14 protein-coding genes are annotated in these 15,145 nt (G+C 65.5%); 10 read left to right on the forward strand and 4 right to left on the reverse strand.

The window, feature by feature from the left end:
- Nucleotides 1–266: 266 nt before the first annotated feature.
- Nucleotides 267–995: a Crp/Fnr family transcriptional regulator gene (locus tag HB778_RS04045; protein WP_183461672.1), complete on the forward strand. Its 729-nt coding sequence runs from the start codon at nt 267–269 to the stop codon at nt 993–995.
- A 142-nt stretch (nt 996–1,137) separates the two neighbouring features.
- Here HB778_RS04045 and HB778_RS04050 read toward each other — a convergent pair whose 3' ends face one another.
- A complete protein-coding gene (locus HB778_RS04050) occupies nt 1,138–1,491 on the reverse strand; it encodes a hypothetical protein (protein ID WP_183461674.1) in 354 nt (117 codons plus the stop codon).
- A gap of 80 nt (nt 1,492–1,571) precedes the next feature.
- Nucleotides 1,572–1,862, reverse strand: a complete 291-nt coding sequence (locus HB778_RS04055) for a hypothetical protein (protein ID WP_183461676.1) — start codon at nt 1,860–1,862, stop codon at nt 1,572–1,574.
- 227 nt (nt 1,863–2,089) lie between these two features.
- Here HB778_RS04055 and HB778_RS04060 point away from each other — a divergent pair, with 227 nt between their 5' ends.
- Together HB778_RS04060 and HB778_RS04065 are read left to right on the forward strand one after the other, a co-directional pair.
- Nucleotides 2,090–2,833, forward strand: coding sequence for a helix-turn-helix domain-containing protein (locus HB778_RS04060; protein ID WP_183461677.1), 744 nt, complete (start codon nt 2,090–2,092; stop codon nt 2,831–2,833).
- A 149-nt stretch (nt 2,834–2,982) separates the two neighbouring features.
- A complete protein-coding gene (locus HB778_RS04065; RefSeq protein ID WP_183461679.1) occupies nt 2,983–3,657 on the forward strand; it encodes a GntR family transcriptional regulator in 675 nt (224 codons plus the stop codon).
- Here HB778_RS04065 and HB778_RS04070 read toward each other — a convergent pair.
- Both HB778_RS04070 and HB778_RS04075 read right to left on the reverse strand, forming a co-directional pair.
- Nucleotides 3,654–4,901 (reverse strand): NAD(P)/FAD-dependent oxidoreductase, encoded by a 1,248-nt coding sequence (locus HB778_RS04070; protein WP_183461680.1) that lies wholly within the window; start codon nt 4,899–4,901, stop codon nt 3,654–3,656. The two genes, HB778_RS04065 and HB778_RS04070, sit on opposite strands and share 4 nt — an antisense overlap.
- 61 nt (nt 4,902–4,962) lie before the next feature.
- On the reverse strand, nt 4,963–6,351 hold the full coding sequence (locus HB778_RS04075; protein WP_183461682.1) for a PLP-dependent aminotransferase family protein: 1,389 nt from the start codon (nt 6,349–6,351) through the stop codon (nt 4,963–4,965).
- 288 nt (nt 6,352–6,639) lie between these two features.
- On the opposite strand from HB778_RS04075, the gene HB778_RS04080 reads away from it, so the two are divergent.
- The 7 genes from HB778_RS04080 to HB778_RS04110 all read left to right on the forward strand — a co-directional run bounded on the left by HB778_RS04080 (nt 6,640) and on the right by HB778_RS04110 (nt 15,097).
- A complete protein-coding gene (locus tag HB778_RS04080; protein WP_183461684.1) occupies nt 6,640–7,767 on the forward strand; it encodes an ABC transporter ATP-binding protein in 1,128 nt (375 codons plus the stop codon).
- A gap of 48 nt (nt 7,768–7,815) precedes the next feature.
- The gene (locus HB778_RS04085) at nt 7,816–8,865 is read left to right on the forward strand and encodes an ABC transporter substrate-binding protein (RefSeq protein WP_183461686.1); all 1,050 of its coding nucleotides are present in this window, start codon (nt 7,816–7,818) and stop codon (nt 8,863–8,865) included.
- A 2-nt stretch (nt 8,866–8,867) separates the two neighbouring features.
- Nucleotides 8,868–10,148, forward strand: a complete 1,281-nt coding sequence (locus tag HB778_RS04090; protein WP_183461688.1) for an ABC transporter permease — start codon at nt 8,868–8,870, stop codon at nt 10,146–10,148.
- A gap of 2 nt (nt 10,149–10,150) precedes the next feature.
- A complete protein-coding gene (locus HB778_RS04095; RefSeq protein ID WP_183461690.1) occupies nt 10,151–10,978 on the forward strand; it encodes an ABC transporter permease in 828 nt (275 codons plus the stop codon).
- A gap of 283 nt (nt 10,979–11,261) precedes the next feature.
- On the forward strand, nt 11,262–11,795 hold the full coding sequence (locus HB778_RS04100; protein WP_183461692.1) for a DUF2306 domain-containing protein: 534 nt from the start codon (nt 11,262–11,264) through the stop codon (nt 11,793–11,795).
- Between the two features lie 469 nt (nt 11,796–12,264).
- Nucleotides 12,265–14,241 (forward strand): acyltransferase family protein, encoded by a 1,977-nt coding sequence (locus HB778_RS04105; RefSeq protein WP_183461694.1) that lies wholly within the window; start codon nt 12,265–12,267, stop codon nt 14,239–14,241.
- Nucleotides 14,242–14,677: 436 nt separating this feature from the next.
- Nucleotides 14,678–15,097, forward strand: a complete 420-nt coding sequence (locus HB778_RS04110; RefSeq protein ID WP_183461696.1) for a hypothetical protein — start codon at nt 14,678–14,680, stop codon at nt 15,095–15,097.
- The last annotated feature ends 48 nt before the right edge of the window (nt 15,098–15,145 follow it).

Genomic DNA, 15,145 nt, shown 5'->3' on the forward strand with positions numbered 1-15,145 from the left:
GCTTCAAGGCAAGGGTCCAAGAGATATGTGGCCCAAGAGATATGTCGGTTTCGTACCAAGCTGAGTTTGGTACGTTTCCGACACTAACGCTGCGGTCGATCTTCTCGTATGCGAAACGGTGAGAGGGGACGCCGTGCATCGAATTCCAGACCGCATTCCTAGGTTTCTTGGTCCCGAGTCCCCATATCCATGCAATCGTCGGCACGTTGATACGGGCGCGGACGGCTGGGAGATCGGATGGCTCTTGCCCTGCATTGGGCCGCGCCATGACTGAATTTGATCCCGACCGAAATCAATACCAAAACCAGCTGCTGCTGCGCATGAGCGCGGATGATCTCGCATTGCTGGAGCCGCATATGCAGCGTTGCGAATTGCCGCTGCGCATGATGCTTGTCACGCCCAATGTCGCGATAGAGGCCGTCTACTTTATCGAACAAGGCATTGGTTCGGTTGTCGCCAGGACGACGAGCGGCCGAGACGCGGAGGTGGGCTTCATCGGCTTCGAGGGCATGACCGGGTCCACCCTGGTGATGGGCGACGACCGTGCCGCGCATGCCTGTTTCGTGCAGCTCGAAGGCGAGGCCATCCGCATCGATGCCGCCCCGTTCAACGCGGCCCTTGCGGCGAGCCCGACCTTGCGCCTGTTCCTGCTGCGCTTCGTCAACACGCTGCACACCCAGGCCGGCTGCACCGCGCTGGTCAATGCAAGGCTGAAACTCGAGGAGCGTCTGGCACGCTGGCTGCTGATGTGCGACGACCGGGTGCCTGGCGAACGCCTTGCCATCACCCACGAGTTTCTGTCCATCATGCTTGGCGTGCGGCGGCCTGGCGTCACAGTCGCCCTGCAATTGCTGGAAGGCCGCGCGCTGATCCGCTCGCGCCGTGGCGAGATCGTCATTCGCAACCGCGCCGGACTGCTGGAACTCGCCAATGGCAGTTACGGCGAACCCGAAGCCGAATATGCCAGGCTGATCGGCGAGATCATGCCAGGCTGATCGGTGAGATCATGCCGGGCTGATCGGAAAGATCATGCCAGGCTGATCGGCGAGATCATGCCAGGCTGATCGGAAAGATCATGCCAGGCTGATCGGAAAGATCATGCCGGGCTGATGGGTGAGATCGTCGCCGGCCGACACATCAAGCGTCGGCATCCTCGCCGAACGTCCCCGCATCCGAAGCCACGGCACTTGCGCCGCGCCCGGTCTCGTCGCTTGCCTCCATGACGACCAGCCGCGCTGGTGGCGAATAGGCAGGCATGCTGATCTGATGCCACAGTCCGTCGAACTCTTCCGCCGTGCCCGGATGCTCGAAGAATGGCACACGCGGATCGAGCGGTGTCACGTCGAAGCGCTGCCCGGTCAGGAGGCTCTCGACGACGACATGCTTGTCGAGAATGTCGCCTGGAGACATCAGCCAGCCGCGCACCACCCGCCAGTCCGGATGTTCAGCGACAAAATCATTGCCGTTCTCATGCGCGTCGCAGCCGTCCATGAGAGACAGGCCCAACCTGAAATATCTGTAAGGGACCAGGACCGCCGCGCGGCTGCCGGCGCGAAGTCTGGCGAAAAGGCTCAAGGCAGGCGCCGCACGCGCGTCGCTGCCTTGCCCGCGCCCGGCTTGACCGCCCTCGTCTGGAAGTGGGCAACCGTGCCGTTTGCGCCGACGGGCGCATCCCTGCCAACCGGCATGCCGGCATGCTCCAGGCCAGCGAGCTTGCACCTGGTCTGCTCGGCCGCCGCGCCGATCAGGCAATCGATGGCGAACATGGTGCCGGCGTGATCGCTTGCCGCGACCGCCTGGCGGATCTTGCTCAATTGAGTGTAAGTATAGTCGAGAATATCGATCAACTCTGCGTGGTCCAAAGCACTCTCCATCATTCGATGTCGAGAGGCCGATCCAGGGTCGCTCTTCGCCTGAAGCTACGCCCATTCGCATGGCTTGCATAGGCGATATGTACGAAATCGTACAATTCGCGCCGGCCAGGCTATTGGCCAAAGGTCCCATTCGCGGCAGCGCGATGTTGTGCGAGATTGGCGCAATATAAGCAATTGCTGAATAATGGTCCGGACGGCTGTCGAGGGGCGGTGTCGTGCCAATCCGCAAGAATCTTGCCGCGAATCTGCGACGGCTGGTCTCCGGCCATGCGTCGGTGGCCGCCGTATGCCGCGGGCTGAACATGAGCCGCACGCAGTTCGAGCGCTATTTGCAAGGCAAGAGCGTGCCCAACCGGGCCACGGCGAAACTGATCTGCGCCTATTTCCGCATCGACGAGGATGAACTGTACCGCGCGCCGGAAGCCCCCGCGCCCGCACACCCGACCCTGTTGCCGATCCACCAGAGGCTTTACGAGAACATGGTGCGCGGCCCGGCTCCAGCCGTCGCCGGCGGCACCTATTTCACCTACTTTGCGGTTCCCGACCGTCCCGATCTTGTGATGCGGTCGGTCACCTTCGTGCGGCGCGAGGCCGAGCTGGTGACCTTCAGGCGCGTAACCCGCTGGGCCGAGGGCCATCGTCAGGGCGGAGCGCGGGCGCCGGGCTGGCACTATGGCGTGGCGATCTCGCGGCTGAACTGGATCTATTTCGCCGGGATCAACCGCCGGCAGACCGGCGAGCCGTCGATCGTGGCCGTGCAGTGGGCGCCGTTCTCGGAGCCGGTCCTGGTCGGCAACGCCTTCATCCTGACCCACGCGGGGCCAGTCAGCGTAAAGGTCATCATGCGCCAGGAGGTCCGCCGGATCAGCCTGAGACAGGCGCTGCAAATGTCGGGGATCGTCAGCCTCGACGACCCGCGCCTCGACCAGCTCGTGGCCAGCCTTTTCCGCGAAGGCTAGAGTGGCATCCCAGGTCAACAAAGATTAGCTTTGGCCAACAAGAGGTTGGCCGGGACCGACAAGGTCGGCCGGGACCGACAAGGTCGGCCGGGACCGACAAGGGTCGGCCTGGACCGACAAGGGTCGGCCTGGGAATGCAAGGGTTCGCGATGCTCAACAGTTTCGACTATGGCGGCAAGGAAGCCGACACCGTGCACGCACTGGAGGAGGACATCATCTTCGGCCGGCTGGCGCCGGGCGAACGGCTGGTCGAGGACGTGCTGCTCGCCCGCTTCCCGGTCTCGCGCCACACCATCCGCCAGGCGCTGTACCAGTTGGAAAAGCTCGGCATCGTCACGCGTGAGCGCAACAAGGGTGCCATGGTGCGCCGGCTCTCGCCCGACGAGGTACGGCAGATCTACGAAGTGCGCGAAATGCTGCAGCGCCAGGCCGCGCTGATGATCCGCCTGCCGGTCAGCGACGCGCTGATCGCGCAACTGGAGGAGATCCACCGCATCTACAGCGGCCATGTCGATGCAGGCTATCTCAGAGGCATCCACGAGGCCAACGACCGCTTCCATCTCACAATGTTCTCGGCCTGCGGCAACGCCTACCTCGTCTCCTCGATCGAACACTATATGCGGCTCAGCCTGCCGGTGCGGGCCAATTCGCTGGCCGACCGAGAAAAGCTCGACGTCTCGCGCCAGCACCACTGGATGATGATCGAGGCGCTGAAGCGCCGGGACAATTGGGTGCTTGCGCAGCTCTGCGTCGACCATCTGCAGCCGAGCAAGGTGTTTTATCTCCAGGAGATCGAGACAGCGCCGGCGGGTGGCGCTGGTTAGAACCGCCCAGCTGAAAACGGCGCGAGTCTTTCGCTGTTGGGCCGCCGGTCGGCGATGAGGTCGCCAACCAGCCGCGCGGTGACGGCCGAGAGCGTCAGTCCGAGATGGCCGTGGCCGAAGGCGTAGATGACGTTGCGATTGCCGGGCGACGGGCCGATGACCGGCCTCGAATCCGGCAGCGACGGGCGGAAGCCCAGCCATCGCGACGACGGCGGGCCGAGCGTGGGGAAGAACTGGCGCACGCCGCGATCGAGCAGCGCCAGCCGGCGCGGATTGGGTGGCGAGGCCAGGCGGCCGAGTTCCACCGTGCCGGCGACACGCAGCCGGCCGGCCATCGGCGTCATGTAGAAGCCGAGATCGACCGGGCACACCGGACGCGTCAACACCGGCGTCGGCGTCGCGAATTCAAGGTGATAGCCGCGCTCGGTTTCGAGCGGGATGCGGTCGCCGGCCTGTGCCGCCAGCGGCCGCGAAAAGGCTCCGGCGGCGATCACCACCTTGCTGGCGCGCAGGCTGAGGCCGGGGCCGCTGAGTTCGACGCCGCCGGCATCGGCGCGCAGCCCTGTCACCTCGCCCCGCAGCAAGGCGGCACCCCGGTCCGTCGCCGCCTTGAGCAGCCGCGCCATCATGGTTCGGGGATCGGTCAGGTTCATCGATTGCGGAAAGAACAGGCCGCCGCCCTGCACCGCCGGCAGGTTCGGTTCCAGCGCGGCCACTTCACCGGGGCTCAGCACCGCTTGGTCGACGCCGAATTCGGCGCGCAACGCCCGGCTCGACGCGCCGCCGGCAAGATCATTCAGGCGGCGATAGAGGTAGAGGCAGCCATTGCGGCGCAGCAAATCGCCGGCATCGGCCTCGTCAGCCATCTCCTCCCACGCCGGCAGGGAATCGGCCAGCAGGCCGGCCATCGCCACGGCGTTGGCATGGGTGGCGGCAGGCAGCGATTGCCTGACGAACCGCAGCAGCCATGGCGCCAGATGCAGCAGCGCCGTCCAGCGCAGCGAAAACGGGCTGTCGGGGTCGAGAAGCAATTTTGGCAACGCGCGCAGCACCGCGGGATTGCCGACCGGCATGCAGGCATATTCGGCCAGCGTGCCTGCATTGCCTGATGAGGCGCCCGAGCCCGGCTCGTTGGGATCGATGAGCAGGACTTCGCGGCCGTCGCTGGCCAGGCGCAGCGCCGTCGCCAGCCCGACCACGCCGGCGCCGATGACGGCGATCTCGACACTCTTCGAAGCTGTCACTTGCTGTTCCCCCATGCCTGTCCTTGTCCCAAAACCGCTGCGCACTTTTGGGCGGCAGGCATCAGACAAAACCCGGCAGCTGCAGGTGCCCGGCCGACAGCAGCTCGGCCATGGTGGTCAGCGCGGTGCGCAGATCGTCCTGCGAGCGCGCAGCACCCACATTGATGCGCACGCCATGCTGGACCGGTTCGCGGCCGACAGCGAAGGCGTCGCCCGGCAGCAGCGCCACGCCGCGCTCCAGGCAGGTGCGGGCAAAGCCGGCACCGCGCCAAGGCTCGGGCAGGCGCAGCCAGGCATGGGTGGCGCTCGGCTGGCTCTGCACATCGTAGCGGCCGAGGATTTCGCTGAGGATCGCCTGGCGCTGGCGCAGTTCGTGTTTCTGCACCTCGATGATGCGCGCTGCCGCGCCGTCCTCGATCATCCGTGCGCCGATCAGCGCCGTCAGCGGGCTGATGCTCCAGCAATTGATGCGCAGCGCCGCCGCGACCTGGCCGGCAATGGCGCGTGGCGCGATGACGAAGCCAAGCCTGAGGCCCGGCGCCAGGCATTTCGACAGCGCGCCGATATGCACCGTCAGCTCCGGCTCCAGGCTGGCGAAGGAGGGCAAGGCCTCGTCGGCCAGCGGCCGGTAGACGTCGTCCTCGATGATCAGGACATTGTGGCGGCGCGCGACGGCGGCAAGCTCGTGGCGGCGCGCTTCGCTCAGCGTAATGGTCGTCGGATTGTGCAGCGTCGGCACCAGGAATACCGCGCGGGGGCGCAGCTGCGCGCAGGCGGCGTCGAAAGCATCCGGCCGCATGCCGCCGCGATCCATGGCGACGCCCCTGAGATCGAGCCCATGCACCCGGCAGAGCGCGTTGATGCCCTGATAGGTCACCTCGTCGGCAAGCACCACCTCGCCCTGCCTGGTCACCGCGCCAAGCAGGCAGTCGAGCCCGTGCTGGGCGCCGGCCGCCAGCACCACGCGGCCGGGGTCGCCATCGCCGGCAACGGTCTTCAGCCAGTCGGCGACGGCCACGCGCGCCCACAGTGGCCCTTCCGGCGGATGGTAGTCCTGCAGCGAGGCATAGTGCGGATCCCTGGGCAGGCGCGGCAACAGCACCGCCAGCGCGTCGAGATAGGCCGAGGTGGCGGGCCGGTTGACCGAGAGGTCGATGATGCCGCTCTCGTCGCTCGGCGCCGAGACGAAGCCGGGCCGCTCGGCCGCCTGCCTGGCCGCCACGGTCGTGCCCCGCCCCGGCCGCGCCTCCAGCAGGCCGCGCTGCTGCAGCGTCGCCAGCGCCCGCGTCACCGTGGTGACGTTGATGCCGAGCGCGCGCGCAATGTCACGCTGCGGCGGCAACCGGTCGCCGACCGCCAGCGTGCCCGTGGCAATGCGCTCGGCGATCGCGTCGGCCAGACGACGATAGACCGGACTTTCATCCTCGGTAAGGCGGAGATCGCTGAGCATGCTGGATGGATTCGGGGCTTCGGCTTCGTCGTGGGCTTAGCATAAGACAATTCGCCGGACAATAGCACTTGTGTGACATGAATTCGGCTTTCCCAGCTGAAAATATCACACAATCGCGGCAAATACCGGCTTGACGGTCAAAGTTGTATGCATCTATGCTCGATTTCAGATAGATTGTGTGAGCATACAAGTTTGAATGACCCGCCGAGACGCGGGCATCCAATGGGACGGAACCATGCATCACAAGCCGCATAGTGTTTCAGCCGCTGCGTTTCGGGATCGCGTCCAATGAGCGCCCTGGCCGCATTATCGCCAGCGCCTGCCGCCGGCCCGGCTTTCGTCGATTTCGTCGATGTCGAGAAATCCTATGACGGCCGCGCCTTCGCGGTGACGCGGCTCAACCTCGGCGTCGCGCGCGGCGAATTCCTGACCCTGCTCGGCCCTTCCGGTTCGGGCAAGACGACGACGCTCAACATGCTGGCCGGTTTCGAACGGCCGACCAGCGGCACCATCACGCTGGAGGGCAGGCCGGTCGACCGCTTGCCGCCCTACCAGCGCAACATCGGCATGGTGTTCCAGAACTACGCCCTGTTTCCGCACATGACCGTTGAGGAGAATGTCGCCTTCCCGCTGTCCGTGCGCCAGGTCAGCAAGGCCGATATCGCGGCCCGTGTGGCGCGCGCGCTGGACATGGTGCGGCTGAAGCAGTTCGGCGACCGCAAGCCGGCGCAGCTTTCCGGTGGCCAGCAGCAGCGTGTGGCGCTGGCCCGCGCGCTGGTGTTCGAGCCGAGCCTGGTGCTGATGGACGAGCCGCTCGGTGCGCTGGACAAGAAACTGCGCGAGCACATGCAGCTCGAGATCAAGCAGATCCACACCATGCTCGGCGTCACCATCGTCTACGTCACCCACGACCAGAGCGAGGCGCTGACCATGTCGGACCGCGTCGCCGTCTTCAACAATGGCGCCATCGCCCAGCTCGGCTCGCCCGACGATCTCTACAACGCCCCGCAAAGCTCCTTCGTGGCGAGCTTCATCGGCGAGAACAACACCCTGGAAGGCGTCGTCGACCGCGTCTCCGGCCAGCAATGCCGCGTGCGGCTGACCGGCGGCGGCGAGCTCACCGCGCTCGCCATCGGCGTGGCGCAAGGTACTGCCTGCCACGTCGCCATCCGCCCGGAGCGGCTGAGCCTGACGCCGGCCGGCGGCAACGCCCTGCCCGCGACCGTCGATGGCCGCATCTATCTCGGCGACCATCTGCGCCTGCTCGCCAGGCTCGGAAACGACCAGGTGCTGACCGTCAAGGTCGGCCCCGAGGCAACCATGGCCAATGGCGAGGCCGTCACAGTGTCCTGCGCGCCGGGTGACTGCCGCGCCTTTCCTGCCGATGCCTCGGCCGCCAAGGCGGGGCCGTCCTGAACCAGCAATCTCAAGAACAGGTCCATCTCAAAAACAGGGGAAGAAAAAATGAAAATCGCAAAGACCCGGCTGCTCGTATTCACAGCGGCCACCGCACTCTTCACCATCGGCCATGCCTTCGCCGACGAATTGTCGATCATGGCCAGCGGCGGCGCCTGGCAGGACGCCCAGCGCAAGGCCTGGTTCGAGCCGTTCAGCAAGGAGACCGGCGCAAAAATCCTCGAGCAGGAATATCTCGGCGATCTCGGCAAGGTCAAAGCCATGGTCGACACCGGCAACGTGCCGATCGATTTGGTGACGGTGGAAACCGCGACCGTGCTGCAAGGCTGCGACGCAGGCATCCTGGAGCGCCTCGACTATGCCAAGATCGGACCGCGCGACAAATTCATCGAAGGCTCGGCGCTGGATTGCGGTGTCGGGCTCGATGCTTACGGCGACATCCTCGCCTATGACCCGACCGTGCTGAAGGAAGCGCCGACCTCGGTGCTCGACCTCTTCGACACCAAGAAATTCCCGGGCAAGCGCGCCATGCGCAAATTCCCGGCGCAGAACCTGGAATGGGCATTGATGGCCGATGGCGTCGCACCCGCCGACGTCTACAAGGTTCTGGCGACGCCGGAAGGCGTCGACCGCGCCTTCAAGAAGCTCGACACCATCAAGAAGGACATTGTCTGGTGGGATGCCGGCGCGCAGCCGGCGCAATTGCTCGCCTCGCAGGAAGTGGTGATGACCACCGCCTGGAACGGCCGCATCCAGAACGCCATCGACACCGACAAGAAGCCGTTCAAGATCGTCTGGAACAACCAGATCCTCGAATACGACATGATCGCCATTCCGAAGGGCGCCAAGAACCCGGATCTCGCCTACAAATACCTCGCCTATATCTCGAAGCCGGAAAACAACGCCAAGCTCGCCAGCTACATCACCTACGGGCCGGTGCGCACCGACGCTGCCTCCTTCGTCGCGGCCGATGCCTTGCCGAAATTGCCCAATGCCCCCGACCATCTTGCCGGCGCCTATCTCGTCGCCGACACCGAGTTCTGGGGCGACTATGGCGAAGACCTGGTCAAGCGCTTCAACGCCTGGCTGGCCCAGTAAGGATGTCGGCCTTGCTGCCCAGCGAACTCGACCGGCCCGCGCTGGCCCGCGGCCGGTCAGCCGCCGACGCTGACCCAAGGTCGGTGTCGGCGGCGCTGCGGCGCGCCGAATTCGGCGACCGGCTGCGCACGCTGGCGCTGGCTGCCCCCCTGCTCCTGCTTCTCGCCTTAAGCTTCGGCATCCCGATCGTGCTTTTGCTGTCGCGCGCCGTCTACGACCCGACCATCGCCGACGCTCTGCCGCGCACCAGCGTGGCCCTTGCCGACTGGAACGGCCAGGGCCTGCCCGGTGACGCCGCCTTCATCGCGCTCGCCGCCGATCTCAGCGAAAACCAGGCCAAGGGCGCCGCCTACGAACTGGCCAAGGCGCTCAACGCCCGCCTGCCCGGCGCCCGCAGCCAGGTGCTGAAAACCGTACGCCAGCTCGAAGCCGCCGGCGGCAAGCCGCCGCTCGACATCATGAAAGCCGTGCCCTTCTGGTCGGCGCCCGGCACCTGGCCGGTGATCGCCAACGGCACCCACGCCATCACCTCGTTCTATCTGTTGAGCGCGCTCGATCTCAGGTGGAACGCCGATGGCGGCATCGAGCGCGTGCCACCCGAACAGGCGATCTTCCTGCAAGTGTTCCTGCGCACCTTCTTCGTCGCGGCAGCGGTGACGCTTGCCACCTTGCTGCTCGGCTTCCCCTTGGCCTATCTCATATCAAGCGTGCCGAAGGGACTGGCGGCGATCCTGATCGTGGCGGTGCTGTTGCCGTTCTGGACCTCGATCCTGGTGCGCACCGCGGCCTGGACGGTGCTTTTGCAGAAATTCGGCCTCGTCAACGACCTGCTTCTGTGGCTCGGCATCGCCTCCGAGCGGCTCGACCTGATGTACAGCCGTATCGGCCTGATCATCGCCATGACGCATATCCAGCTGCCGTTCACGCTGCTGCCGATCTACTCCGTCATGCGCACCATCGCGCCCTCGCAGATGAAGGCCGCCTATTCGCTCGGCGCAAAACCCTTCACCGCCTTCCGGCGCGTCTATCTCCCGCAGGTTTTCCCGGGCGTCATGGCCGGCTGCCTGCTCACCTTCATCCTGTGCCTCGGCTACTACATCACCCCCGCCCTGATCGGCGGCGCCAGCGACCAGCTGATCAGCAATTTCATCGCCAACTACGTCAATGTCGAACTGAACTGGGAGATGGCGGCCGCACTGAGCTTCATCCTGCTCGTCTTCACCCTGGCCCTGTTCGGCATCTTCGCCCGGATCCTCGGCCTCGACCGCCTGAAGATGGTGTAGCCATGCTGTTGTCGCCCTATCCGACCCCTGGTGAACGCATCCGCGTCGCGCTGCTCTGGCTGTGGTGCGGACTGGTCATCCTGTTCCTGCTGGTGCCGATCCTCATTCCCGTGCCGCTCTCCTTCAACAGCGGCGCCTTCTTCATCTTCCCGCTCGAAGGCCTGTCGACACGCTGGTACGAGGTGGTGCTGGGCACGCAGCGCTGGCAGTCGGCGATCGGCAACAGCCTGATCGTCGCCTTCGGCACGACGCTGATCGCCACCACGCTCGGCACGCTGACGGCCATCGCACTGTCCAACGAGAAGTTTCCCGGCCGCCGCATCGTCATGCCGCTGCTGCTCTCGCCGCTGATCGTGCCGGTGGTGATCACCGCCGTCGGCTCGTATCTGTTCTACGCCCGCGTTGGCCTCGCCAGCACCTATGCCGGCATCATCCTGGCGCATACCGCCCTTGCCAGCCCCTTCGTCGTCGTCACCGTCGGCGCCAGCCTCACCGGCTTCGACCGCAATCTGATGCGCGCCGCCGCCATCTCCGGCGCGAAACCGCTGACCGCTTTCTTCCGCGTGATGCTGCCGCTGATCCTGCCCGGCGTGCTTTCGGGCGCGGCCTTCGCCTTCGTCACCTCCTTCGACGAGGTGGTGGTGGTGCAGTTCCTGGCCAGTGCCGGCCAGCGCACCATGCCGCTCGAAATGTTCATCGGCCTGCGTGAAAAACTCTCGCCCGCCATCACCGCCGCCGCGACGCTGATGATGGCGCTGTCGATCGTGCTGTTGGTGGTGGCGAACCTTCTGGCCCGGCGCGGCCAGGGCCGACGGGCAGCAGCCGGCTGAGGCCGGTTTCGACAGCCATCGGCAATCCGGCGCGGAAACAGTGAAACTTTTCGCGCGGCGTTCTCGTTGCTGCCGGCATCGCCTTCCCAAGGCGATCGCAGACCTCCGATCATGCCCCGCCGGCCCCCTGCTGGTGGGGCTTTTTTTGAGGCAGCCGGCGCGGAGCAATCAGGGAGCCGGAAGTTTCAAATCGGCCGGACCCCGGCACCTCTGGTCAACTCCCGGCGCCCTTGCTGCCCCGACGCCCCATCGGCCATAATCCGCCCTCTCGCGGAGAACACCTATGTCGCTCAGCCCGTTGCTCCAGGCTTCGCCCGTCATCCAGCTCCACGCGCTGATCGCCATTGCCGCGCTGCTGCTCGGCGCCATGCAGCTCTGGCGCAGCAAGGGCGACCGGCTGCACCGGGCGCTTGGCCGCGTCTGGGTGGCGCTGATGGCGACGGTCGCCGGCTCCGGCCTGTTCATCTGGACGATCCGGCTGTGGGGACCGTTCAGCCCGATCCACCTTCTGTCGGTTCTGGTGCTGGTGATGCTGTGGCGCGGCGTGCGCGCCGCGCGCGGCGGCAACATTGCCGCACACCGCCGCATCATGCAGGGCACCTACATTTTCGGCCTGATCATTACCGGGCTTTTGACCTTCATTCCCGGCCGCACCATGTATGCCGCCGCCTTCGGCCCCCAGGGCGCGACGCCACAAAAGCTGCTGGTCTTTGCCGGCCTGGTCATGGCGGCGGCCGCCGCCGGCCTCTATGCCGCGCGCGGTGCACGGGCGGCAGCGCCGCCCATGCGTGGAGAATCGCGGCCCGGAAGCGCATAGAGCCGCAGCTTGCAGGCCGGCTGGACGGCATGTGCCAAGCCGCGATCGAGATGTCAGCCGGGTGGCGGCGACCGGAAAGCCCGCCCTGTCGCATTGTCACCACGAACGGGCCGGCGAAAATCCCCGCTCAGACCGGGCCGGACGCAACGAACGCGACGACGGCGGACAGTTTTTCGCGCTTCACGAGAACCGGCTTTTCGTAAGTCTTCTTCATGGAATGCCCCAATGCCCCAGGATTTGCCCGCGCAGGTCGCTACGGAAGCCCTTGCTTGTCAAGCAAACGCCCAACAAGGTTCCGTGATCGCCGGCCGGAATTCGCGGCCGTCCCATCGTTGCGGGTCGAGACATCCTCCGATTTTATCCGCTTCCTTGTTCTGGCCATGTTGCACTGCGAAAGAAATGCTGCATTGCGATATCGGCTGACCGGGCCGACATGCGCGGCGGGCTGGGGCACAACGAAGGAGCTATAGTGGCGGCATCGTTCCGGCCTGATATCCAGGGATTGCGCGCGCTGGCGGTCGGCGGCGTCGTTGCCTATCATTTCGGCCTCACCGCCCTGCCCGGCGGTTTTGCCGGCGTCGACATCTTCTTCGTCATTTCCGGCTGGCTGATCACCACGCATTTGATGCACGAGATCACCGAGACCGGCCGGCTCGACCTCTTGCGTTTCTATGCCCGGCGCGCCCGGCGCCTTCTACCGGCGGCCCTGTTCGTCATCCTGGCGACGCTCGCCGCCGGCTACTTCATCCTGGCACCGCAGGAGCAGGCGCTCTATTCGCGCGGCGCCATGTTCGCCTCGGCCTATGCCATCAATCTGTGGCTGTTGCGCTGGTCGTTCGACTATTTCGCTTCGGATGCCTTAAGCAATCCCTTCATCCACTTCTGGTCGCTGTCGGTGGAGGAGCAGTTCTATCTCGTCTGGCCGGCGCTGCTGCTGTTCGCCGCCTGGCTGCATCCGGGCAAACGCATGGCCGTGATCGTGATCGGCGTCGCCGGCCTCGCCTCCTTCACCGCCTGCCTGTGGCTCACCAGCCTCTCGCCGGCCTGGGCCTTCTACTTCTCGCCGCTGCGCGCCTGGGAGTTCGCCGCCGGCGGGCTGGCGACGCTGGCGCCGGCGACATTGCTGCGGAACCGCGCATGGCTGCGGGCCGCACTAGGCTGGCTCGGCCTGGCGCTGATCGCCGTCGCCTATCTCTGCTTGAGCGAAGACCTGCCCTTCCCTGGCTGGTACGCGCTGCTGCCGGTCGCCGGCACGGTGCTGGTGCTGCTGAGCGGCGCCGGCGAAGAACACGACAAGCACACAGCCAGCCCAACCGGCTGGCAGGCCCTCACGCCCGCCGCAGCACTCTCGCTGCCGCCTCTGCAATGGATCGGCGCGCTCTCCTATTCGCTCTATCTCTGGCACTGGCCTGTCATCGTCTATGCCGGCATGCTGGCGCCGGATCTCACCGCCCCGCAGCGCCTTGGCTGCGGGGCCTTGGCGCTGGCGCTGGCATTCCTCACCTATCATTTGATCGAAAACCCGGCGCGGCGCGGCGGCTGGCTGACCGTTGGCGTTCGAGCGCTGGCTCCGGCGCTTGCGCTGACTGGCGTGGGTGTGGCGGTGGCCTATGCCAATGCGCATCTGGCCACCCGCAATATCGACCCGGCCCAGCGCGGCATCGAACAGGCGGCCGAACAGCCTTCCACGGCCCGCGCCACCGACGAAAACTGCCTGCTCGACTTCCACACGGTGAAGCCCAAACCTTGCACCTTCGGCGCGGCCGACGCCGCCCACACCATCGTGCTGTTCGGCGATTCGCACGCCGACCACTGGTCGACGCCGCTGGTCGAAGCGGCCAGACGCAACGACACCAAGGTCGTCACCTATCTCAAATCCTCGTGCCGCGCCTCGCGGCTGCCGACCTTCAGCGCGGTGCTGAAGCGCGACTACACCGAATGCGACGCCTGGCGCGAACAGGCGATCGCCGACATCATCCGCCGCAAGCCGCGCCTGGTGGTGATCTCCGAATTCTCGATCGGCAACCTGACGCGCGACATGCCCGCCGCCGGCCGCAAGGCCGAAACCGCGCGCTGGCAGGCCGGCCTGCGCTCCACCTTGCAGGCGTTCAGCCAGGCCGGCGTCGAGACCGCCGTCATCCGCGACACACCGATCGGCGACAGTTTTGCGGACTCCTGCGTTGCCCGAGCGCTATGGTGGCGCGAGCCCCCCTCGAACTGCGACACGCCGAGGGCGCAGGCCGCCAATGACAGTGCCGCCGCGCAAGAGCGCGCCGTGGTCAAAAGCGTACCCGACACGCTCTACGTCGACCTCACCGACCGCTTCTGCGGCCCGACGGAGTGCCACGTCTTCATCGGTGGAAAGCTGGCCTTCCGCGACCGGCATCATCTGGCGACGGCGTTCGCAGAGACATTGGAGGGGCCGATTGAGAGGGCGCTGTTTTAGGGGGTGAGGCGCCCTTCCTTCTCCCCCTTGCGGGGCCTGAAGGGCGGGCGAGACCCGTGGCTCGCCCCGGGGTGGCCTCGCGAAGCGAGGTCGGATGAGGGATGCTCCAGCTTGACGCCGACGGCACTCCGTCACCCACCCCTCAACCGTCTCGGCGCTGCGCGCCGATCCACCTTCTCCCACAAGGGGAGAAGGAAAGAGCCGCTCAGCCACCCCCAGCCAACTTCGCCACATAGCGCTCAAGCGTCACCACGCCACGCTCGGACCTGGTCGGCGGGTAGTAGGCTCTTCGAAACGCATGCGCTTTATACTGATGACCTTGAGACGTTTTTGGTTTTGCGATTGATTGGGAGCAGTTTCGGGCCGGAATCAATTCTGAAAAATTTCAACACGTCTGGGATCAAAATAGGTGTCTAGGATGGGCGGGATAGACTTGTTGAAGCGGCTGGCGGTCAATCTTGTTGCCTTGGCGCTGGCCACGTTTATCGGATCAGTCGCCGTCACCCAGGTCGCCTATGTGTTTCACGTCCATGTGGCAAAGAACCCGATGGCTCCGCTTGTCCTAGGATTCCTCATTGCGCTTATCGTAGCCGCGATTGCGCCAAGGACAGCGTTCTGGCCAAGGTTTCTCGTGTTCACCGGCATTTTCCTCTTGGAACTTGCCTTGTACGTCGTCTTTACCAATACGATGCTGTTCCTTTTAGAGCACTACTGGAGTGGAAATTTGGAGGCGGCCAAACCTTGGCTGCATATCGGCTTGTTGATGCACATCATAACCTTCGTGGCCGGCCTCTTGGTGCTGCGCCGGTTTCGGCTACCAAAACCTACCGAGATCGACGTGGATTGGGCTCGGTAGCCAGTCCATTTGCAAATCCATGGAACGGGACCGCCCCTCGGGGGTTAT

Source organism: Mesorhizobium huakuii (genome assembly GCF_014189455.1).
Classification (GTDB): domain Bacteria; phylum Pseudomonadota; class Alphaproteobacteria; order Rhizobiales; family Rhizobiaceae; genus Mesorhizobium; species Mesorhizobium huakuii_A.

Bases quoted from the DNA above. Each gene is read 5' to 3' on its own strand.
- HB778_RS04045 (WP_183461672.1), top strand. From the start codon at position 267: ATGACTGAATTTGATCCCGACCGAAATCAATACCAAAACCAGCTGCTG.
- HB778_RS04100 (WP_183461692.1), top strand. From the start codon at position 11,262: ATGTCGCTCAGCCCGTTGCTCCAGGCTTCGCCCGTCATCCAGCTCCAC.
- HB778_RS04075 (WP_183461682.1), bottom strand. From the start codon at position 6,351: ATGCTCAGCGATCTCCGCCTTACCGAGGATGAAAGTCCGGTCTATCGT.
- HB778_RS04065 (WP_183461679.1), top strand. From the start codon at position 2,983: ATGCTCAACAGTTTCGACTATGGCGGCAAGGAAGCCGACACCGTGCAC.
- HB778_RS04050 (WP_183461674.1), bottom strand. From the start codon at position 1,491: ATGGACGGCTGCGACGCGCATGAGAACGGCAATGATTTTGTCGCTGAA.
- HB778_RS04090 (WP_183461688.1), top strand. From the start codon at position 8,868: ATGTCGGCCTTGCTGCCCAGCGAACTCGACCGGCCCGCGCTGGCCCGC.
- HB778_RS04095 (WP_183461690.1), top strand. From the start codon at position 10,151: ATGCTGTTGTCGCCCTATCCGACCCCTGGTGAACGCATCCGCGTCGCG.
- HB778_RS04085 (WP_183461686.1), top strand. From the start codon at position 7,816: ATGAAAATCGCAAAGACCCGGCTGCTCGTATTCACAGCGGCCACCGCA.
- HB778_RS04080 (WP_183461684.1), top strand. From the start codon at position 6,640: ATGAGCGCCCTGGCCGCATTATCGCCAGCGCCTGCCGCCGGCCCGGCT.